A 22,125-nucleotide genomic window follows, 5' to 3' on the forward strand; every position below is an offset into this window, starting at 1 on the left:
TCGCTGTAAGAGCGAAACCGTGATCAGCCATCACCACAGAAACGGATATGTACCCCACCAACCCCAATCCCCAATCCCCAAAACTTTCTCAGGCAAACAGCATTCCCGTCGTCGTCCGCTTGTAAGAACCGCTTTACAGCGGCACTCTCTAACGACAAAGCACACCCGGATTTTCGCTGGAGAACTGCTGATGACCGATATTGATGCACGCTTGCGCGAAGATGTTCACCTGTTGGGTGAGCTGTTGGGCAACACCATTCGTGAACAGTACGGGGACGGTTTTCTCGACAAGATCGAGCAAATCCGCAAGGGCGCCAAGGCCGACCGTCGCGGTTCGATGGACGCTGAACTGAGCGCCAGCCTCAACCAATTGAGCGAAGAAGAGTTGCTGCCGGTGGCGCGGGCGTTCAACCAGTTTCTCAACCTGGCCAATATCGCCGAGCAATATCAGCTGATTCACCGTCGCGAAGAGTCGCAGCCTGCACCGTTCGAAGCGCGGGTACTGCCGGAACTGCTCGCCCGCCTGAGTGCTGAAGGTCATGGCGCTGAATCCCTGGCCCGCCAACTGGGACGGCTGGAGATCGAACTGGTCCTCACCGCGCACCCGACCGAAGTGGCGCGCCGCACGCTGATCCAGAAGTACGACGCGATTGCCGCACAACTGGCCGCCCAGGACCATCGCGACCTGACCACTGCCGAACGCGAACAGATCCACACGAAGTTGCAGCGCCTGATCGCCGAAGCCTGGCATACCGAAGAAATCCGCCGCACCCGCCCAACCCCAGTGGATGAAGCCAAATGGGGCTTCGCGGTGATCGAACATTCGTTGTGGCAGGCAATCCCCAACTATTTGCGCAAGGCCGATAAAGCCCTGCATGACGCCACTGACCTGCACCTCCCACTGGAGGCAGCGCCGATTCGCTTTGCCTCGTGGATGGGCGGTGACCGCGATGGCAACCCCAACGTGACCGCTGCCGTGACCCGTGAAGTCTTGCTGCTGGCGCGATGGATGGCCGCGGACTTGTACCTGCGCGATGTCGATCACCTGGCGGCCGAGTTGTCGATGCAGCAGGCCAGCGACGACTTGAAGGCCAAGGCCGGGGACAGCGCCGAACCTTACCGCGCGGTGCTTAAACAGCTGCGTGAACGCCTGCGCGCGACGCGTAACTGGGCCCACGCCGCCTTGACGAAGACCACGCCGGCCCCCGCCGATGTGTTGCAAAACAACCGTGAACTGCTCGATCCGCTGGAGCTGTGCTATCACTCGCTGCATGAGTGCGGCATGGGCGTGATCGCTGATGGGCCACTGCTCGATTGCCTGCGTCGGGCGGTGACGTTCGGGCTGTTCCTGGTGCGGCTCGATGTGCGTCAGGACTCGACGCGACATACCGCGGCCATGACCGAGATCACCGATTACCTGGGCCTGGGGCGCTACGAGAACTGGAGCGAGGAAGAGCGCATCGCTTTCCTGATGCGCGAACTGAACAACCGCCGGCCGTTGCTGCCGGCGTACTTCAAACCATCGGCGGACACCGCTGAAGTGCTGGCGACCTGCCGGGAAATCGCTGCCGCACCGGGCGCATCGCTCGGTTCTTATGTGATCTCCATGGCCGGCGCCGCTTCCGACGTGCTGGCCGTACAACTGCTGCTCAAAGAGTCTGGCGTGTTGCGGCCGATGCGCGTGGTGCCGCTGTTCGAAACCCTTGCCGACCTCGACAACGCCGGCCCGGTAATCGAAAAGCTGTTGCTGCTGCCCGGTTATCGCTCGCGCCTGCAAGGGCCGCAGGAAGTGATGATCGGCTACTCCGACTCGGCCAAGGACGCCGGCACGACAGCGGCGGCCTGGGCGCAGTATCGGGCGCAGGAGCGCTTGGTCGACATCTGTCGCGAGCAACAAGTGGAACTGCTGTTGTTCCACGGTCGCGGCGGCACCGTGGGACGCGGCGGCGGCCCGGCACACGCAGCGATTCTGTCGCAGCCGCCAGGTTCGGTGGCGGGGCGTTTCCGTACCACCGAGCAGGGGGAAATGATTCGTTTCAAATTTGGCCTGCCGGACATCGCCGAGCAGAACCTCAATCTGTACCTGGCAGCGGTATTGGAAGCGACCTTGTTGCCGCCGCCGCCACCAGAGCCAGCCTGGCGCAATCTGATGGACGAATTGGCGGCTGACGGTGTCAGCGCTTATCGCGCCGTGGTGCGGGAAAATCCGCAGTTCGTTGAGTATTTCCGTCAGTCCACTCCGGAGCAGGAACTGGGACGCTTGCCGCTGGGCAGTCGCCCGGCCAAGCGCCGCGCTGGCGGGATTGAAAGCCTGCGGGCGATCCCGTGGATCTTCGGCTGGACCCAGACGCGGCTGATGTTGCCGGCGTGGCTCGGCTGGGAAGCAGCGTTGAGCAAGGCGCTGGAGCGCGGTGAAGGCGAGCTGCTGGGGCAGATGCGCGAGCAGTGGCCGTTCTTCCGCACGCGCATCGATATGCTGGAAATGGTGTTGGCCAAGGCCGATGCCGATATCGCCCGGTCTTACGATGAGCGTTTGGTCGAGCCGGATTTGCTGCCTTTGGGTGCGCATTTACGCGACCTATTGTCGCAGGCCTGCTCGGTGGTCCTGGGGCTGACCGGTCAGTCTCAGCTACTGGCACATAGCCCAGCCACGCTTGAATTCATCCGCTTGCGCAACACTTACCTCGACCCTCTTCATCTATTACAGGCTGAGTTGTTGGCACGTTCGCGACAACAGGAAGTGGCGCAGGGCAGCCCGGTAGAACAGGCGCTGCTGGTGTCTGTGGCGGGGATTGCCGCCGGTTTGCGTAATACCGGCTAAGGTTTTCGTCTTGGGGCAAGGCACTCGGCGCGAGCGTCGAGTTGCCTGTGGGCGAGGGGTTGAAAAGTGCTGCCAGGCGACAGTTAGTGATGGGGTTGCGACTAGGGTAATCCCGACGAAAGGCCACATCAGACGCTGGTTTCTCCGACTTTCGGCGGCTTGTGTGGTCCGGGCCTGCTGTGTATCTTGATCAGCCTTTGACCGTTTGGGCGGTCACGACCCTTTTTTGAGATTGGCCCCACGAGGCGAATCTGACGTTATCTATATAAAAAATTGAGGAGCACATCGATGCGCGTCATTCTGCTGGGAGCTCCCGGGGCCGGTAAAGGTACTCAGGCTAAGTTCATCACCGAAAAATTCGGTATCCCGCAAATCTCCACCGGCGACATGCTGCGTGCCGCGGTCAAGGCCGGCACCGAGCTGGGCCTGATCGCCAAGAGCGTCATGGACAGCGGTGGTCTGGTTTCCGATGACCTGATCATCAACCTGGTCAAGGAACGCATCAGCCAAGCCGATTGCGCCAACGGTTTCCTGTTCGACGGTTTCCCGCGCACCATTCCTCAGGCTGAAGCCCTGGTGAAAGCCGGCGTGGAGCTGGATCACGTGGTCGAAATCGCCGTCGACGACGAAGAAATCGTTCAGCGTATCGCTGGTCGTCGCGTTCACGAGGCCAGCGGCCGCGTGTACCACACCGTCTACAACCCGCCGAAAATCGCCGGTAAAGACGACATCACCGGTGAAGAGCTGGTGCAGCGCAAGGACGACACCGAAGAAACCGTTCGTCATCGCCTGTCCGTCTACCACTCCCAGACCAAACCACTGGTAGCGTTCTACCAGAACCTGGCCGCTGAACTGGGCAAGCCGACCTACAGCCATATCGCTGGTGTCGGCTCGGTTGAAGCGATCACCGGCAAGGTGCTTGAAGCACTGAGCTGAAAAGTCTGAATCGCTTCATCTTCTACGGCCCGCTTGCGGGCCGTAGTTGTTTATACTGGCGCACTTTTTCTGACCTCTCTTACGGAAACATCGATGAGCACCTTGCTGGCCCTGGACACCGCGACTGAAGCTTGCTCCGTTGCCTTGCTGCATGACGGCAAAGTCACAAGCCATTACGAGGTGATCCCACGCCTGCATGCGCAGAAGTTGCTGCCGATGATTCAGCAACTGCTGGTGGATGCCGGGACCACTTTGCAAGCGGTCGATGCCATCGCGTTCGGACGTGGTCCGGGTGCCTTCACCGGCGTGCGGATCGCCATCGGCGTGGTGCAGGGGCTGGCGTTTGCGCTGGATCGCCCGGTGTTGCCGGTGTCGAACCTGGCTGTGTTGGCGCAGCGGGCCTATCGCGAACATGGCGTAAGCCAGGTTGCGGCCGCCATCGATGCGCGCATGGACGAAGTGTATTGGGGGTGCTACCGCGAAACGGCGGGGGAGATGCGACTGGTCGGCAATGAAGCGGTGCTTGCGCCGGAAGTGGCCGCGTTGCCGGCTGACGCCAGCGGTGAGTGGTTTGGCGCCGGCACTGGCTGGGGTTATGCCGAGCGAATCGCCGTCAGCCTGACCGGGCAGGATGCGGGCATGCTGCCTCACGCCGAGGACCTGCTGACCCTGGCGCGTTTTGCCTGGGCGCGTGGTGAGGCGATCGTGGCTGATGAGGCTCAGCCGGTTTATTTGCGGGATAAGGTTGCAACCCCGAAGGCTCGTTAATTCATTTCACCGAGTTAGCCCCATCGCGAGCAAGCTCGCTCCCACAGGGTTCACGCTAACCCCTGTGGGAGCGAGCTTGCTCGCGATGGCGGTCTGCGCAACGCAGCCAATCGTCACTTTATGCAGCGGCTTTTAAACCTTTTCCATTTTCTGTGTTCTAGTTATCACTCGGCGGTTTGCGAAGTGGGCTATGCGCCACTAAACTGCCATCATTGATCCCGGACATGTACTCATGCGTATAGACGGCGTTCCCTCCCAGTCCTACCCCATCAAACGCAAGCCTCGCAAAGGCCCTGTGGCGGATGACGACTACGTCGATATCGACGGCGAGCTGGAAATTCCATCCGAAGAGCAACTGGCCGCCCGCGCTGCCAAAGCCTCTGCGCAACGCTTGAGTAATCTCCCCGCCCGTCAACAAGACATGCTTTATCACCGTGCCATGAGCAGCAGTGTCGCGAAGGCCTTGGCCAGCTACCTGAGCACCGCCGGTTTTGTCGATTGGGATTCGGATGTGCTGGGCCTCGACCTGTACATCTGATGCGGCTGCCTTACTTCCTTGGCTGTCCGTCCTGGAGTGAAAACGCCTGGCGCGACTACCTGTATCCGCAAGACGCAAAACCCGCCGAATTTCTGAGTCTCTATTCCCAAGTATTCAACGCAGTGGAAGGCAATACGACCTTCTACGCGAGTCCGGCTGCGACCACTGTGCAGCGTTGGGCCGAGACCATGCCCGAATACTTTCGCTTCACTGCCAAGTTCCCCGGCGACATCAGTCACGGCGGTGACCTGCGCGAACAATTGACCGCTGCCGAAACCTTCCTGCAATTGCTCAGCCCCCTCGGCGAACGGGTTTCACCGCTGTGGCTGCAGCTGTCGAAAAGCTTCACGCCGCAACGATTGCCCGAATTGGCCGGATTCATCGATGCGCTTGAGCGGCCTCTGGCGGTTGAAGTGCGGCATGACGCCTTCTTCACCAAGGGCGATGCCGAGCGAATGCTCAATCGCCTGCTACTGGATCGCGGTGTCGAGCGTATCTGCCTCGATCCCCGTGCGCTGTTCAGCTGCACATCGACCGATCCCTCGGTCCTTCACGCCCAATCGAAAAAGCCCAGGGTGCCGCCCCGTCCGGCCGCCTTCACGCAATGTCCGCAGGTCCGCTTCATCGGCCATCCGCAGCTTGAGGCCAACGACCCGTTCCTGGTGCCGTGGGTCGAGAAAATCGCCGTGTGGATCGAAGAGGGCCGCACGCCCTATATCTTCCTGCACACCGCTGACAACCTGCTGGCCGCCAAACTGGCGCAACGTTTTCATGCAAAACTGATGCTGCGTTTGCCTGGCCTGCCGCCGCTGCCTGAGCTATACAGAGAGCCCGCTGCCGAGCAACTTGGCCTGCTCTGAAGCGGATTCCCTGCCCTTTTCAGGAGCCTGCCAATGGATGCGCAAACCCTTCGAGCCCAAGCGTTCAAAGCACTGCACGAACGCGCGGGGGCTTTTGTCATTCCCAACCCTTGGGACGCCGGCTCGGCGAAAATGCTCGCCAGCCTTGGTTTCGAAGCGCTGGCGACCACCAGCGCCGGATACGCCTTTTCCAACGCCCGCCCCGATGGCGCGCTAACGCTGGACGACACCCTGGCAAACGTTCGGGCGATTGTCGCGGCCACTGATCTACCCGTCGCCGTCGATCTGGAAAACGGCTTCGCTGACGATCCAGCCGAATGCGCACAGAGTATTTTGCGTGCGGCAGAGGCCGGCGCGGTCGGCGGTTCAATCGAAGATGCCACCGGCCGTGAAGGAGCGCCGATCTACTGCTTCGAGCATGCCGTCGCGCGCATCGAGGCTGCGGTGGCAGCGGCTCGCAGCTTGCCGTTTCCCTTTATGTTGACTGCTCGCGCGGAGAACTTTCTACACGGCAATCCTGATCTCGCCGATACCATTCGCCGCTTGCAGGCGTTTGCCGAGGCAGGTGCCGACGTGCTTTATGCGCCGGGTCTGCGCAGTGCTGAAGACGTGTTGGCGGTGGTCCGCGCGGTGGCGCCAAAACCGGTGAATGTGTTGATGTCTGGCGGACTGAAATTGACGGTCGAGCAGTTGAGCGAAATGGGCGTTAAACGTATCAGTGTCGGTTCGGCGCTGGCTCTGGCTGCGTATGGCGAGTTTTTCCGCGCTGCTAAAGAGATCAAGACGTCGGGCACGTTCGGGTTCACGTCGCGATCCATGCCGTACGCCCAGGCCAATCAATTGTTCAAAGGCTGACGATCGCTGAGGTTCAAGCGGCGATGCGCAGGTTCTGCAGGACGATCGGGCGAGCCCAACCGTTATCGAAATCGAGTTGTTTCTGTTGCTCCACCAGCTCTTCGGGCGAAAACGGCGGGAATGGCTTGTCCAGCAGATTGAGTTCGAATTCGGCGATCGGCAGGTGCAGCGGACGCGGTTGTGGTGCGGCGCCCGGCACTGGCAGCGGTTGACCGGCAGTGAGCACGATCGGGCGGACCCAGCGGCTTTCGAAGTCTTGTTGTTTCTGTTGAGCGACGATTTCTTGTGCCGGGAACGGCGGGAAAGGTTTGTCGGCCAGGTCCATTTCGAACTCGGCAATCGGCAGGAACAGTGGCTCGGGCGGACGAACCTCGGTTTCTTTCACATCGCATTCGCGCTGGGAAATGATGTGCGCCAGCAGTTCGCTGCCAACGGTGGGTTCGACCGGGCTGTCGAGATCGACCGGTGGAAAGTTGAGAGAAGCCGGTACGACATCGCCCGACTGATCGGCCAGGGCCTGGGCAAAGAAATCCTGCCACAGGTGACTGACGCCGCTCAGTGCTTGGGAATTTCGTAGGCCAAAATCGCCGTGGGGCGAGATGTAGCCTATCGATGTGCGTTGAATGTCTGACATTTCTCTCGGTCGACGCTCAGCTCTGGCAAAATGCTCGATAGTTTTGTTATCGGCCGTTTTTGCCGATCATTAATTTTTTGAGCGTGTTTTCTCATGATTGAGCAACCTGCGGCCTGCCGCATCCACGTCGAGGCCTTGGCCGCGACTTTTCAGCCACAGGCCGAACAATGGGCCGAGCGCCTGGGTTTGCCGATGCAGGCGGATGATGGTGAGTTTGCCTTGCAGGTCGGTGACCAGGGTTTGCAGCTGCAGCAACTGGGCCCGGACGCGCCGGGCCCGGTGCGGGTGGATTTTGTCGAGGGCGGTGCGGCCCATCGCCGCTTGTACGGCGGCGGTAGCGGTCAGATGATCGCCAAGGCTGTCGGGGTTGCCCAAGGCGTGCGTCCGCGCGTGCTGGATGCCACGGCGGGGCTGGGCAAAGATGCGTTCGTGCTGGCGAGCCTGGGCTGCGAAATGAGCCTGATCGAGCGTCAGCCGCTGATTGGTGCGTTGCTTGAAGATGGCCTGGCGCGCGGCGCGGAAGACTTTGACGTGGCGCCGATCGTGGCGCGGATGCGCTTGCTCAAGGGCAATTCGATCAAGGTGATGCGCAATTGGGAAGGCGAGCCGCCGCAGGTGATCTACCTCGACCCAATGTTTCCCCATCGTGAGAAAACGGCCTTGGTGAAGAAGGAAATGCGCCTGTTCCGGCCGCTGGTAGGCGATGACCCGGATGCGCCTGCACTGCTCGAAGCGGCGTTGGCGTTGGCCAGCCACCGGGTGGTGGTCAAGCGCCCGCGCAAGGCGCCATGCATCGAAGGGCCGAAGCCGAGTCATGCGCTGGACGGTAAATCCAGCCGGTATGACATTTATCCGAAGAAAGCACTCAAGCCTTAAGACCGCGTCGCCCCCATCGCGAGCAAGCTCGCTCCCACAGGGGATTTAGAGTGGTCACACATTTGGTGTACACCACAGAACCACTGTGGGAGCGAGCCTGCTCGCGAAGGGGCCAGACCAGACAACCAAAACTTATCAGGCTGTCTCAGGCCTGTAGGCCCGCATAAACAACCCCACCACTTCCTGCACATGGCTCTCGGCTGCATCCCCGATCAGCGGCTCGCCACAGCCATAAAGCAGCCTGAAATTCCCCGCCCCCTTGAGCAGGCAGAAAAAATGCTCGGCCGCATTGCGCGGTTTGTCGATGCTCAACGCTCCGCTCTGATCAACCTTGGTCAGCAACCGCTCCATGCCCTGCAGCATGCGCTCAGGCCCGGCTTCGAAGAAGATCAGCGAGAGTTTTGGGTCCTGGCTGCCCAGCGTCATCATCAGCCGATGCAGGTTGACCGATTCGTCGCTGTTGATCAGCTGATGAAAGCCGCGCGCGATGTTCAACAGCACCGTTTCTACGGCAGTACCGTCCGGCAATTCGAAAAACAGCGTCGGCAACTGCTCTTCGCACTTGGCCATCACGGCGGCGGAGAACAGCGTCTCCTTGTCGTTGAAGTGGCTGTAGACCGTCAGCTTCGACACGCCGGCCTCGGCCGCCACGGCGTCCATGCTGGTATTCGCATAACCCTTGCTCAGAAACAGAATTTTCGCTGCATCGAGGATCGCCTGGCGCTTGGCCAGATCCTTGGGACGGCCCGGGCCGTTAGGTACTGAAAGATTGTTAGGCATATGCGCTTTTAATACTGGACTGGTGAGTTTGCTATTAATAACATACTGCTCAGTATAATTATTCCAAGCACCATTAGCGAAAGGTCCTTCACCATGTTCCGCTATGCCTTGCCCCTCGCGTTGCCGGTCAGTCTGGCGTTTTTATTGTCTGCGTGTGGTCACGAAGAGGCGCCTCAAGTCACTGTTCGCCCGGCTATGGTCGTGCAGCCAGAGCCATCGGCCCAGGCGATGGAAAGCTTTCCCGGTGAAGTCCGCGCTCGCTATGAACCGGACCTGGCGTTTCGCATTGGCGGTAAAGTCAGTCGACGACTGGTCGAAGAGGGGCAGCGGGTCAAGGCCGACCAACCTCTGGCGGAGCTCGATCCTCAAGACGTGCGCCTGCAACTGGAAGCCACCCGTGCCCAGGTCGCTGCTGCCGAGGCCAACCTGAACCTGGTGCGCGCCGAACGTGATCGCTACAAGACCCTGATGGACCGTCAGATGGTCAGCCGCTCGCAGTACGACAATTCCGAAAACCTTTACCGATCCGGCGAAGCACGCCTCAAGCAAATCAAAGCCGAATTCAACGTTTCGACCAATCAGGCCAGTTACGCCGTGCTGCGTGCGCCTCAGGATGGGGTTGTGGCTAAACGCGCGGTTGAAGTCGGGCAAGTGGTGGCGGCGGGGCAAACCGTATTTACCCTCGCCACCGATGGCGAGCGCGAAGTGTTGATCAGCTTGCCGGAGCAGAGCTTTGGCCGCTTCAAGGTCGGTCAGCCCGTGTCAGTCGAACTCTGGACCCAACCCGACCAACGTTTCGCTGGGCGCATCCGTGAGCTGTCGCCCGCTGCCGATCCAAAATCGCGCACCTTTGCCGCCCGCATCGCGTTCGCTGCCGGCAAGGTCCCCGCTGAACTTGGCCAGAGCGCCCGGGTGTTCGTTCAGACTTCCGATGTGGTGCCGCTGTCGGTGCCGCTTTCCGCACTGACCGCAGAAAACGGCGCGACCTACGTCTGGGTCGTCAACGCCAACAATACCCTGAAGAAAACCCCGGTCCGGGTCGGAGCCTTCGGCGAGAAAACCGTACCGGTACTCGAAGGACTGAACGCCAGCGATTGGGTGGTGGCCGCTGGCGTCCATGTGCTGCTTGAAGGGCAGCAGGTGCGTCCGGTGGATCGCTCCAACCGCGTGGTCAATCTGGCGGGCAAGGAGTAATCCCGATGGGTTTCAATCTTTCCGAATGGGCGCTGCGTAATCGCCAGATCGTACTGTTCCTGATGCTCCTGCTGGCCATTGTCGGCGCAGTGTCCTACACCAAGCTCGGTCAAAGTGAAGACCCGCCGTTCACCTTCAAGGCCATGGTGATTCGGACCACCTGGCCGGGGGCCACGGCGCAGGAGGTATCGCGCCAGGTTACCGAGCGTATTGAAAAGAAACTGATGGAAACCGGCGAGTACGAACGCATCGTTTCGTTCTCCCGTCCGGGCGACTCCCAAGTGACGTTCATGGCCCGTGATTCCATGCACTCGGTGGACATCCCGGACCTCTGGTATCAGGTTCGCAAGAAGATCGGCGACATTCGCCAGACCCTGCCACCGGGCATCCAGGGGCCATTCTTCAATGATGAGTTCGGCACAACGTTTGGCAATATCTACGCGCTGACGGGCGAAGGTTTTGATTACGCGGTGCTCAAGGACTACGCCGACCGCGTGCAGATTCAGCTGCAACGGGTCAAGGATGTGGGCAAGGTCGATCTGCTCGGGTTACAGGACGAGAAGATCTGGATCGAACTCTCCAACGTCAAACTCGCCACCCTCGGCCTACCGTTGTCGGCGGTGCAGCAGGCCCTTGAAGAGCAGAACGCGGTGTCCACCGCCGGGTTCTTCGAGACCAGCAGTGAGCGATTGCAGCTACGCGTCTCGGGGAATTTTCAGACGGTCGAAGAGATCAAGAGCTTTCCGATCCGCGTTGGTGATCGCACCTTCCGCATCGCCGATGTGGCGGATGTGCGCCGGGGGTTCAACGATCCGCCAGCGCCGAGCATGCGCTTCATGGCGGAAAACGCCATTGGTCTGGCCGTGGCCATGAAGGCCGGTGGCGACATTCTGGTGCTGGGCAAGGCCTTGGAAATCGAGTTCGACCGGATCCAGAAAAACCTTCCTGCCGGTATGCAGCTGCGCAAGGTCTCCGACCAGCCCGCCGCCGTGAAAAGCAGTGTCGGTGAGTTTGTTCAGGTGTTGGTGGAAGCACTGGCAATTGTCCTGCTGGTGAGCTTCTTCTCCCTCGGCGTGCGCACCGGCATGGTGGTCGCGCTGGCGATTCCTTTGGTATTGGCGATGACGTTCGCCTGCATGTATTACCTGGGCATCGGCCTGCACAAGATTTCCCTCGGGGCATTGGTGCTGGCGCTGGGTTTGTTGGTGGACGACGCGATCATCGCCGTGGAAATGATGGCGATCAAAATGGAGCAAGGCTTCGACCGGATCAAGGCGGCCAGTTACGCCTGGACCAGCACCGCCTTCCCGATGCTCACCGGTACGTTGATCACCGCTGCCGGTTTCCTGCCGATTGCCACGGCGCAATCGGGTACCGGCGAATACACCCGTTCGATCTTCCAGGTGGTGACCATCGCGTTGCTGGCCTCGTGGGTGGCCGCTGTTGTGTTTGTGCCTTATCTGGGGGAAAAACTTCTGCCGGATCTGGCGAAGATTCATGCAGTCAAACATGGCAGCGGCCACGGCCAGCCGGACCCTTACGGCACGCCGTTCTATCAGCGCGTCAGACGCCTGGTGGAATGGTGCGTACGGCGGCGCAAGACGGTCATTGTCCTGACGGCCGTGTTGTTTATCGGTTCTGTCATCCTGTTTCGCTTTGTGCCGCAACAGTTCTTCCCGGCATCGGGTCGTCTGGAGTTGATGGTTGATCTGAAACTGGCAGAAGGTGCCTCATTGAGCAACACACGCGATGAGGTCAAACGCCTCGAAGCGCTGCTCAAGGATCACGCCGGTATCGACAACTATGTCGCTTATGTGGGCACCGGTTCGCCACGTTTTTACCTGCCGCTGGATCAACAACTTCCTGCAGCAAGCTTCGCGCAGTTTGTAGTCCTGGCCAAAACCATTGAGGAGCGCGAAGTCCTGCGCACCTGGCTGATCGAAGCCCTCAAGGAACAATTCCCGGCCCTGCGCGCGCGGGTGACACGTCTGGAGAACGGGCCACCGGTTGGCTATCCGATGCAGTTCCGGGTCACCGGTGAGCACATCGAGGAAGTCCGCGCGCTGGCCCGTAAAGTGGCGGCCAAGGTTCGCGAGAATCCGCATGTGGTCAACGTCCATCTGGATTGGGAAGAACCGAGCAAAGTCGTTTATCTGAACGTCGATCAGGACCGCGCACGGGCACTTGGCGTGAGCACCGCGAACCTGTCGAAGTTCCTGCAAAGCTCTCTGACCGGTTCCAGCGTCAGCCAGTACCGTGAAGACAACGAGTTGATCGAGATTCTGTTGCGCGGCACGTTGCATGAACGCACCGAATTGTCGCTGCTGCCAAGCCTGGCGGTGCCGACTGACAATGGTCGCAGCGTGGCGCTGTCGCAAATCGCGACCCTGGAATACGGCTTCGAAGAAGGCATCATCTGGCACCGCAACCGCTTGCCGAACGTGACGGTCCGCGCCGACATCTACGGCAAGGAACAACCGGCGACGCTGGTGAAGCAGATCATGCCGACCCTCGATCCGATTCGCGCCGAACTGCCGGACGGGTATTTGCTGGAGGTCGGTGGCACGGTGGAAGACTCGGCTCGCGGGCAGAACTCGGTGAAGGCCGGTGTGCCGCTTTTCATCGTGGTGGTGCTGACGTTACTGATGCTGCAACTGCGCAGTTTCTCACGCACGGTAATGGTGTTTCTGACGGCGCCTTTGGGGTTGATCGGTGTGACCTTGTTCCTGATGGTGTTCCGTCAGCCGTTTGGTTTCGTCGCCATGCTCGGGACGATCGCGCTGTCCGGGATGATCATGCGTAACTCGGTGATTCTGGTGGACCAGATCGAGCAGGACATCGCTTCCGGGCTCAAGCCTTGGCAGGCGATTATTGAAGCCACGGTGCGGCGCTTTCGGCCGATTGTGTTGACTGCACTCGCGGCGGTGCTGGCGATGATTCCGCTGTCGCGTAGCGTGTTTTTCGGGCCGATGGCGGTGGCGATCATGGGCGGGTTGATTGTGGCGACGGCGTTGACGTTGCTGTTTTTACCGGCGCTGTATGCGGCGTGGTTCAGGATCAAAAAGGACCCGGCCTAACGTCCTACGTGTATTTCAGATCCCTCTGATATTGAGTCATAGGGATCTGAATGCTGTACTCAAGACTCAGTTTTACGAGTTTTTGAGACAGCAATAATGAAAAAGCCGCCGATTTTGAGGGGGCGGACCGACCCGGTATTCGACCTGTTGGGGAAGTCGCCCCACAAGGAACGCCTCTCGGATTACCTCGCCTTGCTCAAGCCGATGGACGATCAGGGGCGTTATCTGCCTTTCGATGAGTTGCGCTACCGCTGGGCGCCGGGGCTGGATTCGAATCTGTGCTGGGCGCTGGTGAAGAAAGCCCGGACTGCGCAGTACTCAAGTCTTTTGCCACTGGGCGAGCCGCTTCAATGGGGCAACTTCGTGCTTACGCCGCTGGCGCAGAAAGCTATTTCTGCCGTCGATCGACAAGCCACAACGGCCGCGCTGGAGTACATGACCCGTCAGATTGGTGAGCATGCGCACTTCAGCTATCTGCTCAACGACTTGATCGAAGACGAAGCCATCAGCAGCAGCCAGCTCGAAGGCGCGGCGACCACCACGCGGGTGGCCAAGGACATGCTCAAGCGCAATCGCCTGCCACGCACGCCGGATGAGCGAATGGTGATCGGCAACTACAAGATGATGAATTTCGCCTGGGAAAAGCGCTATGACCCCCTAAGTGTCGAACTGATTTCAGCCATGCACCGGGTGGGTGTCGAGGGCATTGATGACGCGCAGTATTCGCCGGGGGCGTTCAGGGGCAACGATGATGTGGTGGTGCAGGACGGCGAGGGCAACACCGTGCATACACCGCCGCCCGCCGCTGGGCTGGTGTCACGATTGCGGGTGCTGTCGACGTGGATCAACCAGTCCCATCACGATCCCGATCAAGCGGATTACCTTCATCCACTGATCAAAGGCATCGCTCTGCATTTTGCTCTGGGCTATGAGCATCCGTTCCGCGATGGCAACGGCCGGGTCGCGCGGGCACTGTTTTATTGGTTCATGTTCAAGAATGACTTCTCTGCCTTTCGCTACATTGCGATCAGCATTTTGCTGCGCAGTGCGCCGGTGAAATACGGGCGGTCCTATCTGAACACTGAGGCTGATGACCTCGACCAGACTTATTTCATCGATTTCCAGTGTTCGGTCATCCTGCGGGCTGTCAGCGGTTTCACCGAGGCCTATCGGAAAAGTCTGGCGTATGCCGAGTGTTTGAGAAGCGAAAGATGGGGCGCGATTGGGTAATGCCGATCAGTTAAGGATTTGAGCACCGCTCCCACAGGTTCTGCGCCTTAACTGATCGGCAGGAGAGAGTATTAGAGGGTACCAAACACCTTCTTCGCCAAACTGGTCGCTGCCGCCGCAGGATTCTGGCGAATGGCTTCTTCCTGTTTACCAATCATCTCGAACAGACCGTTCAACGCCTGCTCGGTCACGTAGCTTTCGATGTTGGCGCTCTTCGCATCCACCACACCCATCGTCGCGGCTTGCCCTGCGAACGAGTTGTACTGCTTGGCCAGGCCCACCTGGTCGGTGGCCTGCTTGACGATTGGCAGGAACTTGACGCGGATCTGTTCGCGGCTGGTTTTGCTCAGGTACTGAGTGGCCGAGTCCTTGCCGCCGCTGAGAATGCCTTTGGCATCCTCCACGCTCATCTTCTTCACCGCGTCAACCAGGATCGGCTGGGCTTGCGTCACGGCGGTTTCAGCCGCTTTGTTCATGCTGGTTTCCAGCTGATCGACCTGGTCGCCCATGCCGAACTGTTTCATCTTGCTGGCGACTTTGCCCAGTTTGCCCGGCAGTTCGATTTTCACGTCCGGGTTGTTGCTGAACCCACCCGGCGTGCCGAGTTGTTTCACGGCCAGTTGCGCGCCTTGAGTCAGGGCATCCTTGAGGCCGCCGGTGGCGTCGTTTTGCGACAGGTCGTTGAGCGACAGCGCCAGGGCGCTGGCGGAGATCATCAAGCCTGCGCACAGGCCGGCGAAGCGAAGGGTAGGGCGGAACATGGCAGCTTCCTTTGTTCAAAAAATGAGAGTTAGCGAGCGGCGTCGACGCGGATTTTCAGAGGCTGCGGGTCGCTGCCATCCAGCTGCACGGCGTGATGTTCGGTGGTGATGAACATCAGTTCGCCATTTACTTCGATCCGTGCGCTGACCGAATAACGATGGCCCGGTTTGACCTGCGCTGGATCGTAACTCAGATGAAACGGCAGCGGCACCTGGCCTTTGACCGGGCCTTTGTGTTCGTCGAGGACCACGGCGGGCGCGTCGGCCAGGGAAACGTCCTGCAAGCTGACGCTTAACGTGGCGCTCGGCGGCAGGGCGATGCGTTGCAGGTAGAAGACTTCGCCTTCGAGGCTGGTTTTGGCGGCAGGTTGTAGGGTCTGGCAGGCCCCGAGCAAGGCAGTGAGCCCCAGAAGCGAGAGTTTTTTCATGAGTTGAATCCCTGTCGTTGGCGCCCGAAGTAGATGAGCGCCGACGACAATTTAACGGATTTTTCCGGTGATTTCGCCCCATGGATCTTTTGGTATGCGCTTTTTTCAAACTCTACTAAAGGGTTTCAATACAACGGACCCGGGATATACCGCAATTGAATTGTGGTATTCATTTTCAGTGGCTGTCAGCGTATAGCGTTTTCCAGGTACGACAGTCTCCGGGTCGTACTCCAGATAGAACGCCTCGGCCATTTTTTCGCTGATATGTATTGGCGTCAGTTGCGCAGTCGTGTCGTCGTACTCGTGGGCGACAACAGTGACTGCGTGTTCAGGTTGAACCGCTTGAGGCGCTTGCGCCTGGAGGTAGAGGCGGCCAACAGGGCTGAGATGCAGGGTTTGTCGATGCGGCGCACGATGGACAATCACGAAGTAGTCCAGGTCAATCAGCAGTGGAACGCCGTTGTGGGTCATGCTGACAGCGACAAGGTATTTAACGCTGACATCGGAATAGTGGTGTGCAAATGAAAAGTTCCAGCGGCCACTGCGCAGTACGGGTTCACGGGATTGCGCTACTTTGATGGGGGTGAAAGAGTTTGCGGTGTGAACGCTTATATACGTTTCGCCTTCGCCACTGCTGGGCGGTAAAAAGTCTTCAGGCAAACTAAAGGTGAGGGTTATGTAGGGGTTGTTATTTTCTAATGGGTTCATCGCGATATCCATATCGGGATTAAATTGGGGGCTCTATTAGTTCATAAGTTGGCGATTATAAGAACATCCTTGTTCTTGTAATCATTGTCAGAAAGTTACAAGCAACCTCAACTAAGCCTGATCTGCCGCATCTTCACTGCGATGCAACGCGACCTGACGGATCGACAAGCGAATCTCCGCCGGCAACACTCGCTTGGCCGCGCCTTCGGCCAGTTCGCCCAGCAGTTCGTGATAGCTCAGCTTGCCGGCCTCGTCGCGTTTGAGCACGTCGAGGTCGAGCATTGTCTGGATGAAGTGGCGGAACAGGCTCTTGTCGAAGAACTCCGGGGCGTTGAGGCCATGGAGGATCGACAGGCGTTGGGCCATGACCGTGCACAGGTCTTCCAGTTCTTCGGCGCTGATGCTGTTCTGACCGCTGTTGAGCAGCAGCGAAACCGTCATGTAGAAGCGCTGCAAGGTCTGGGCGATGCTTTTCGACAGCAGGGTCAGCAGCACGAAATGCCGCGAGCTCGGCGCCGGCCGCAGGTAGACATCATTCTCAAAACGCAGCAGACCTTGCTCGACGAAGGCTTCGAGCCATTGGTCGATCACCGCATCCAGCTCGTCCAGCGACCAGCGAATGAACAACTCCGATTGCAGGTACGGATACAGCGCGCGGGTGTAGCGCAGGATCTGTTCGCGGCTCATGCGCGACGCGCTCTGGAAGAAGCTCGCCAGCAACGCCGGCAAGGCGAAGATGTGCAAAACGTTGTTGCGGTAGTAGGTCATCAGGACGGCATTTTGCTCGTCCAGATACAAAATCTTGCCCAAGGCATCGCTCTGCTCGGACAGCAGATCCATGTCCTTCACATGCTCGATCAACGCGCGGCCGTCACCTTCCGGCAGCGTGGTGTGCGGCGAATACGGGACCTTGCGCAACAGCGCCAGGTACAGATCGAGCACGCGTGCCATAGCGCGATCATCCAGCGCGAGACGGCTGGTGGACAGCAGCGCCAGGGCCACCAGGTTGACCGGGTTGATCGCTGCCGCTTCGTTCAAATGCTGCGCGACTTTCTCGCCGAGGCGGTTGGTGGTTTCATTCAGCCAGGCCGGTTTGAACTGCGGACCGAGCTCCTGTTTACGCCAGTCCGGCTGTTCGCTGTCGAGAAATTCTGCCAGTTTGATCGGCTCGCCGAAGTTCACCGCCACCTGGCCGAAGCGTTGCTTGAGCGCGCCGATGACTTTGAAGATGTCGAAGATCGATTCCTTCTTCTTGGTCGCGCCACGCAGTTCGCCGAGGTAGGTCCGGCCTTCCAGCACACGCTCATAGCCGATGTAGACCGGGATGAAGACGATCGGCATCCGCGACGAACGCAGGAAGCTGCGCAAGGTAATCGCCAGCATCCCGGTTTTCGGCTGCAGCATGCGCCCGGTGCGCGAACGGCCACCCTCGACGAAGTACTCCACCGGGAAGCCTTTGGTAAACAGGGTGTGCAGGTATTCGTTGAATACCGAGGTGTAGAGCGGGTTGCCCTTGAAGGTGCGGCGCATGAAGAACGCACCGCCGCGTCGCAGCAGACCGCCGATCCCCGGCATGTTGAGGTTGATCCCGGCGGCGATGTGCGGCGGGGTCAGGCCATTGCGGAACAGCAGATAGGACAGTAGCAGGTAGTCGATGTGGCTGCGGTGGCAGGGTACGTAGATCACTTCGTAACCCGGGGCGACGTTTTGCACGCCTTCGATGTTGTTGACCTTGATGCCGTCGTAGATCTTGTTCCAGAACCAGCTCAGCACCACTTCCATGAAGCGGATCGCTGTGTAGGTGTAGTCCGAGGCGATCTCGTTGCCATAGCGCAGGGCCTGGGCCTTGGCTTTGTCCGGGGAGATGTTCTCGCGCTCGGCTTCGTCGAGGATCGCTTGCTTGACCAGCGGCTGATTGAGCAGGCCTTTGACCAGGTTGCGGCGGTGGGAAATGTCCGGACCGATCACCGCCGCTTTCAGATTGCGGAAGTGCACCCGCAGAATTCGCTGGGCCATGCGCACGGTGCGCTCGTGGCCCTTGTTGTGGTCGATCAGTTCACGCAAATGGATCGGCGCGGAGAACTGCACTCGGGTTTTGCGCCCCAGCACGATGATGCTCAACAACCGGCGCAGGCGCCCGGTGACCGCCCAGCTGTCGGCGAAGAGCAGTTTCCACGGGCTCGATTCGCTGTCTGGCGACTGACCCCAGAACACGCTGACCGGAATGATCTGCGCATCTTCGGCGGCGTTCTGGCTCAGGGCGCTGACCAGGCGGGTCAAGGTCGGCGGTGCACCGCGCTTATCCTGACGACCCAGCCAATCAGGCTCCGGCGTGAGGTAAAAGAATGCGGCGGGCTCCATCAGCGTCCCTACCGATACCGGCAACACCGGGCGGGGCAAACCCGCCTTGCTGCACTCGGTATCGACCACGGCGAGGTCGGTCAGCGAAGGGTTTTGCAGGACGTAGAGCACCGGGCGGCTGCGGTCGAGGTTGAGGGTGAACGACGACTGATTGATCGTCTCCGAGCGAACCCAGAGATACAACAGTCGGCGCAGGGTGCCAAACACAAGACGGCGGAGCGGGGAACGGGTCATACGGCATCTGCATGAGTGAAAAAAACCGAGCGTTTGCTCGGGCGGTCGATAGTGTGCCGTATTCGCCGAAAATCGGCAAAAAAGCGCCTAAGTAAAGTTGAGTTGAGAGTTTTGGCGGCTGTCATATACTCGGCCGTTCAAAATAAAAACAAGGGGGTACTGACATGGCTACGCGCGAAACCGGCAATGTGAAGTGGTTCAACGATGCCAAGGGTTACGGATTCATTCAGCGCGAGGACGGGGTGGACGTGTTCGTGCATTACCGCGCGATTCGCGGCGAAGGGCATCGCTCCCTGGCGGAAGGTCAGCAGGTGGAATACGGCGTGGTGACTGGCGAGAAGGGCTTGCAGGCTGAGGATGTTGTAGGTCTGTAAACCGCATCTTACCGATCACCCAAAACCACTGTGGGAGCGAGCTTGCTCGCGATGGCTTAGTAACAGTCAACATAGTTGTTGAATGTGACGGACTCATCGCGAGCAAGCTCGCTCCCACAGGTTTTGTGTGCAGCTTTTAGGCAGTTTTCCAGATGATCTCTTCTTCGCCATCCGCGCTTATGCGCATCCAGCGATCCGCGGTCTCTTCACCTTCTTCCTCGACCCAGCTACCCGGTGCGCAACGCACTTCGACGTTCAGCGCGGCAAACGCTGCACGGGCGCAGGCGATGTCGTCTTCCCACGGGGTCTGGTCGCTGTCCAGGAACAGGCTGTTCCATTTGCCCACGGCTTTCGGCAGCCAGGTGACCGACACGTTGCCGGCCTTGCACTTGTAGGTCTGGCCTTTCTGGACCCAGTCGGTGCATGGGCCCAAAGCAGTGCCGAGCCAGGCCGCGACGGCCTTGTAGTCGACGTCGGCGTCTTTCAGATAAATCTCGATATCGGGTTGGCGCATGGATGTCCTCACTGCGGGTCTGAAAAATCCATTCGCGGATTTAGCCGGCCTACGGCAAATGCCGAAGACCAAAAAATTAAAAATTATTGAAGTACGAAGTAATCGTAGCGCATTGAAACAGTGACCTCGAACGGCTCCACCTGTTCGATGACCGCCGCCCGGCGTTCAGCACTGGCGCGCCAGCCGTGGGGTGTCATGGCCAACAGGTTCGCCCGGTCCTGACCACTTTCCAGCGTCAGTTTGAACTCCAGGGTTTCGCTGTGTTGCAGCGCCATGCCGTCCGGCACCAAAGCCAGATGCTTGTCGTCGGTGTACTCACGCACTTCATCGTAAAGCCGCTCGCGCAATTCCATCAGATGGCCGCTGGTGGGTCCGACTTTCATCAAGCCACCACCGGGGCTGAGCAGGCGCTTGGCTTCCTCCCAGTCCAGCGGGCTGAAGACGCTGGCGAGAAACTGGCAGCTGCCGGAGGCCAGCGGCACCCGCGCCATGCTGGCGATCAACCAGGTCAGCTGCGGGTTGCGTTTGCAGGCGCGTTTGACGGCTTCCCGGGAGATGTCCAGCGCGTAACCGTCGGCGTTCGGCAAGGCCTCGGCGATTTGCGCGGTGTAGTAACCCTCGCCACAACCGATGTCCAGCCAGCGCTGCGGCGCGTATTGCGCCGCCAGTTCGGCCAGACGCTTGGCCACTGGTGCGTAATGACCAGCGTTCAAAAAGTCGCGTCGGGCTTCGACCATCGCCAGGTTATCCCCAGGGTCGCGGCTGTTCTTGTGCTGCACCGGCAACAGGTTCAGGTAACCCTGGCGCGCACGGTCGAAACGATGCCCGGCGGGGCAGGCCACGCCGTTGTCCACCGCGTTCAGCGGTTCGCTGCAGATCGGGCAGGCGAGCATCAGGCGAGCAACTTGATCAGGGTCTGGTAGTAAATTTCAGTCAGCACGTCGAGGTCGGCAGCCAGCACACGCTCGTTGACCTGGTGGATCGTCGCGTTGACCGGGCCCAGTTCAACCACCTGAGTACCCATGGTCGCAATGAAGCGCCCGTCGGAGGTGCCACCGCTGGTGGAGGCTTTGGTTTCACGACCGGTGATGTCCTTGATGCTCGACGCAACGGCATCCAGCAACGCACCCGGTTCGGTGAGGAACGGCAGGCCGGACAACGCCCAGTCGATGTGCCAGTCCAGGCCATGCTTGTCGAGGATGTCAGCGACGCGCTTTTGCAGGCCTTCCACGGTCGATTCGGTAGAGAAGCGGAAGTTGAACACCGCCACCAGATCACCCGGGATCACGTTGGTCGCGCCAGTGCCGGAGTTCACGTTGGAGATCTGGAAACTGGTCGGCGGGAAGAAATCGTTGCCGTGGTCCCAGTGCTCGGCGGCCAGTTCGGCCAGCGCCGGGGCAGCGAGGTGGATCGGGTTTTTCGCCAGGTGCGGATAGGCCACGTGACCTTGCACGCCGCGCACAGTCAGCTTGGCACCGAGGGAGCCGCGACGGCCGTTCTTGACCACGTCACCCACCAGGGTGGTGCTCGACGGTTCGCCGACGATGCACCAGTCCAGACGCTCCTTACGGGCGGCAAGGCGTTCGATCACCGCTTTGGTGCCGTGGTGCGCCGGGCCTTCTTCGTCGCTGGTGATCAGGAAAGCGACCTTGCCCTTGTGATCCGGGTAGTCGGTGACGAAACGCTCGGCCGCCACGGTCATGGAAGCGAGGCTGCCTTTCATGTCCGCCGCGCCACGGCCGCAGAGCATGCCGTGTTCGTCGATTACTGCGTTGAACGGGTCGATCTGCCAGGCAGTCACCGGGCCGGTCGGCACCACGTCGGTGTGACCGGCGAAGCACAGTACCGGACCGTCGTGTTTACCGTGGGTGGCCCAGAAGTTATCCACATCTTCGATGCGCATTGGCTCAAGCGCAAAACCGGCATCGCCCAGGCGCTGCATCATCTGCTTCTGGCAATCGGCGTCGACCGGCGTCACGGACGGACGGCGGATCAGGTCGATGGCGAGTTGAAGGGTCGGCGAAAGGTCGGCGTGGGCCGTCATGGAAAACTCCGAAAACATGAAATATGGGCGCGGACTGACTGTAGGAGTGAGACCGGCTTGCCGGCGATGGCGGTATGTCAGTCAACGTAACCATTGATTGTTACACCGCTATCGCCGGCAAGCCGGTCTCAC

Annotated in this window: 20 protein-coding genes; 11 read left to right on the top strand and 9 right to left on the bottom strand. The window is 59.9% G+C overall.

What is annotated here, in order from left to right:
- The first annotated feature begins 190 nt into the window (after positions 1 to 190).
- The 6 genes from ppc (at position 191) to VD17_RS15385 (ending at position 6,778) form a co-directional block, all read left to right on the top strand.
- Positions 191 to 2,821: a phosphoenolpyruvate carboxylase gene (gene ppc / locus VD17_RS15360; protein WP_046054543.1), complete on the top strand. Its 2,631-nt coding sequence runs from the start codon at positions 191 to 193 to the stop codon at positions 2,819 to 2,821.
- A gap of 288 nt (positions 2,822 to 3,109) precedes the next feature.
- On the top strand, positions 3,110 to 3,757 hold the full coding sequence (gene adk / locus VD17_RS15365; protein ID WP_046054544.1) for an adenylate kinase: 648 nt from the start codon (positions 3,110 to 3,112) through the stop codon (positions 3,755 to 3,757).
- A 93-nt stretch (positions 3,758 to 3,850) separates the two neighbouring features.
- Positions 3,851 to 4,525 (top strand): tRNA (adenosine(37)-N6)-threonylcarbamoyltransferase complex dimerization subunit type 1 TsaB, encoded by a 675-nt coding sequence (gene tsaB / locus VD17_RS15370; RefSeq protein ID WP_046054545.1) that lies wholly within the window; start codon positions 3,851 to 3,853, stop codon positions 4,523 to 4,525.
- Positions 4,526 to 4,757: 232 nt separating this feature from the next.
- Positions 4,758 to 5,063, top strand: coding sequence for a hypothetical protein (locus VD17_RS15375; RefSeq protein ID WP_046054546.1), 306 nt, complete (start codon positions 4,758 to 4,760; stop codon positions 5,061 to 5,063).
- Entirely contained in the window at positions 5,063 to 5,923 is an 861-nt protein-coding gene (locus VD17_RS15380; RefSeq protein ID WP_046054547.1) for a DUF72 domain-containing protein, read from the top strand. Before VD17_RS15375 ends, VD17_RS15380 begins: the two co-directional genes overlap by 1 nt.
- Before the next feature lie 33 nt (positions 5,924 to 5,956).
- Positions 5,957 to 6,778 carry an isocitrate lyase/PEP mutase family protein gene (locus VD17_RS15385; RefSeq protein WP_046054548.1) on the top strand — a complete coding sequence of 274 codons (822 nt, stop codon included), beginning with the start codon at positions 5,957 to 5,959 and terminating at the stop codon, positions 6,776 to 6,778.
- Positions 6,779 to 6,791: 13 nt separating this feature from the next.
- On the opposite strand, the gene VD17_RS15390 is transcribed toward VD17_RS15385, so the two are convergent.
- The gene (locus VD17_RS15390) at positions 6,792 to 7,412 is read right to left on the bottom strand and encodes a hypothetical protein (RefSeq protein ID WP_046054549.1); all 621 of its coding nucleotides are present in this window, start codon (positions 7,410 to 7,412) and stop codon (positions 6,792 to 6,794) included.
- A 93-nt stretch (positions 7,413 to 7,505) separates the two neighbouring features.
- On the opposite strand from VD17_RS15390, the gene VD17_RS15395 reads away from it, so the two are divergent.
- A complete protein-coding gene (locus tag VD17_RS15395; RefSeq protein WP_046054550.1) occupies positions 7,506 to 8,288 on the top strand; it encodes a class I SAM-dependent methyltransferase in 783 nt (260 codons plus the stop codon).
- 135 nt (positions 8,289 to 8,423) lie between these two features.
- Here VD17_RS15395 and VD17_RS15400 read toward each other — a convergent pair whose 3' ends face one another.
- Complete coding sequence (locus VD17_RS15400) at positions 8,424 to 9,068, bottom strand: TetR/AcrR family transcriptional regulator (RefSeq protein WP_046054551.1); 645 nt, start codon at positions 9,066 to 9,068, stop codon at positions 8,424 to 8,426.
- Between the two features lie 93 nt (positions 9,069 to 9,161).
- Here VD17_RS15400 and VD17_RS15405 point away from each other — a divergent pair, with 93 nt between their 5' ends.
- The 3 genes from VD17_RS15405 (at position 9,162) to VD17_RS15415 (ending at position 14,569) form a co-directional block, all read left to right on the top strand.
- Entirely contained in the window at positions 9,162 to 10,262 is a 1,101-nt protein-coding gene (locus tag VD17_RS15405) for an efflux RND transporter periplasmic adaptor subunit (RefSeq protein ID WP_046054552.1), read from the top strand.
- 5 nt (positions 10,263 to 10,267) lie between these two features.
- Complete coding sequence (locus VD17_RS15410; RefSeq protein WP_046054553.1) at positions 10,268 to 13,339, top strand: efflux RND transporter permease subunit; 3,072 nt, start codon at positions 10,268 to 10,270, stop codon at positions 13,337 to 13,339.
- A 96-nt stretch (positions 13,340 to 13,435) separates the two neighbouring features.
- Complete coding sequence (locus VD17_RS15415) at positions 13,436 to 14,569, top strand: Fic family protein (protein WP_046054554.1); 1,134 nt, start codon at positions 13,436 to 13,438, stop codon at positions 14,567 to 14,569.
- A 71-nt stretch (positions 14,570 to 14,640) separates the two neighbouring features.
- Here the strand turns inward: VD17_RS15415 and VD17_RS15420 are convergent, their stop codons facing one another.
- The 4 genes from VD17_RS15420 to plsB all read right to left on the bottom strand — a co-directional run bounded on the left by VD17_RS15420 (position 14,641) and on the right by plsB (position 19,061).
- On the bottom strand, positions 14,641 to 15,330 hold the full coding sequence (locus VD17_RS15420) for a DUF4197 domain-containing protein (RefSeq protein ID WP_046046320.1): 690 nt from the start codon (positions 15,328 to 15,330) through the stop codon (positions 14,641 to 14,643).
- 29 nt (positions 15,331 to 15,359) lie between these two features.
- Positions 15,360 to 15,758, bottom strand: a complete 399-nt coding sequence (locus VD17_RS15425; protein WP_046054555.1) for a YbaY family lipoprotein — start codon at positions 15,756 to 15,758, stop codon at positions 15,360 to 15,362.
- A gap of 105 nt (positions 15,759 to 15,863) precedes the next feature.
- Positions 15,864 to 16,466: a hypothetical protein gene (locus VD17_RS32205; protein WP_185753158.1), complete on the bottom strand. Its 603-nt coding sequence runs from the start codon at positions 16,464 to 16,466 to the stop codon at positions 15,864 to 15,866.
- A 111-nt stretch (positions 16,467 to 16,577) separates the two neighbouring features.
- Positions 16,578 to 19,061 carry a glycerol-3-phosphate 1-O-acyltransferase PlsB gene (gene plsB, locus VD17_RS15435; protein ID WP_046054557.1) on the bottom strand — a complete coding sequence of 828 codons (2,484 nt, stop codon included), beginning with the start codon at positions 19,059 to 19,061 and terminating at the stop codon, positions 16,578 to 16,580.
- A gap of 164 nt (positions 19,062 to 19,225) precedes the next feature.
- Here plsB and VD17_RS15440 point away from each other — a divergent pair, with 164 nt between their 5' ends.
- Positions 19,226 to 19,435 (top strand): cold-shock protein, encoded by a 210-nt coding sequence (locus VD17_RS15440; protein ID WP_008146705.1) that lies wholly within the window; start codon positions 19,226 to 19,228, stop codon positions 19,433 to 19,435.
- Between the two features lie 136 nt (positions 19,436 to 19,571).
- On the opposite strand, the gene VD17_RS15445 is transcribed toward VD17_RS15440, so the two are convergent.
- The 3 genes from VD17_RS15445 to dapE all read right to left on the bottom strand — a co-directional run bounded on the left by VD17_RS15445 (position 19,572) and on the right by dapE (position 21,993).
- Entirely contained in the window at positions 19,572 to 19,949 is a 378-nt protein-coding gene (locus VD17_RS15445; RefSeq protein WP_046054558.1) for a hypothetical protein, read from the bottom strand.
- 83 nt (positions 19,950 to 20,032) lie between these two features.
- Positions 20,033 to 20,842, bottom strand: a complete 810-nt coding sequence (locus VD17_RS15450) for a putative RNA methyltransferase (RefSeq protein ID WP_046054559.1) — start codon at positions 20,840 to 20,842, stop codon at positions 20,033 to 20,035.
- Positions 20,842 to 21,993: a succinyl-diaminopimelate desuccinylase gene (gene dapE / locus VD17_RS15455; protein ID WP_008146697.1), complete on the bottom strand. Its 1,152-nt coding sequence runs from the start codon at positions 21,991 to 21,993 to the stop codon at positions 20,842 to 20,844. The genes VD17_RS15450 and dapE overlap by 1 nt, the downstream gene beginning before the upstream one ends.
- Between the last annotated feature and the right edge of the window lie 132 nt (positions 21,994 to 22,125).

The organism is Pseudomonas fluorescens (assembly GCF_000968015.1).
GTDB classification, from domain to species: Bacteria; Pseudomonadota; Gammaproteobacteria; order Pseudomonadales; family Pseudomonadaceae; genus Aquipseudomonas; species Aquipseudomonas fluorescens_W.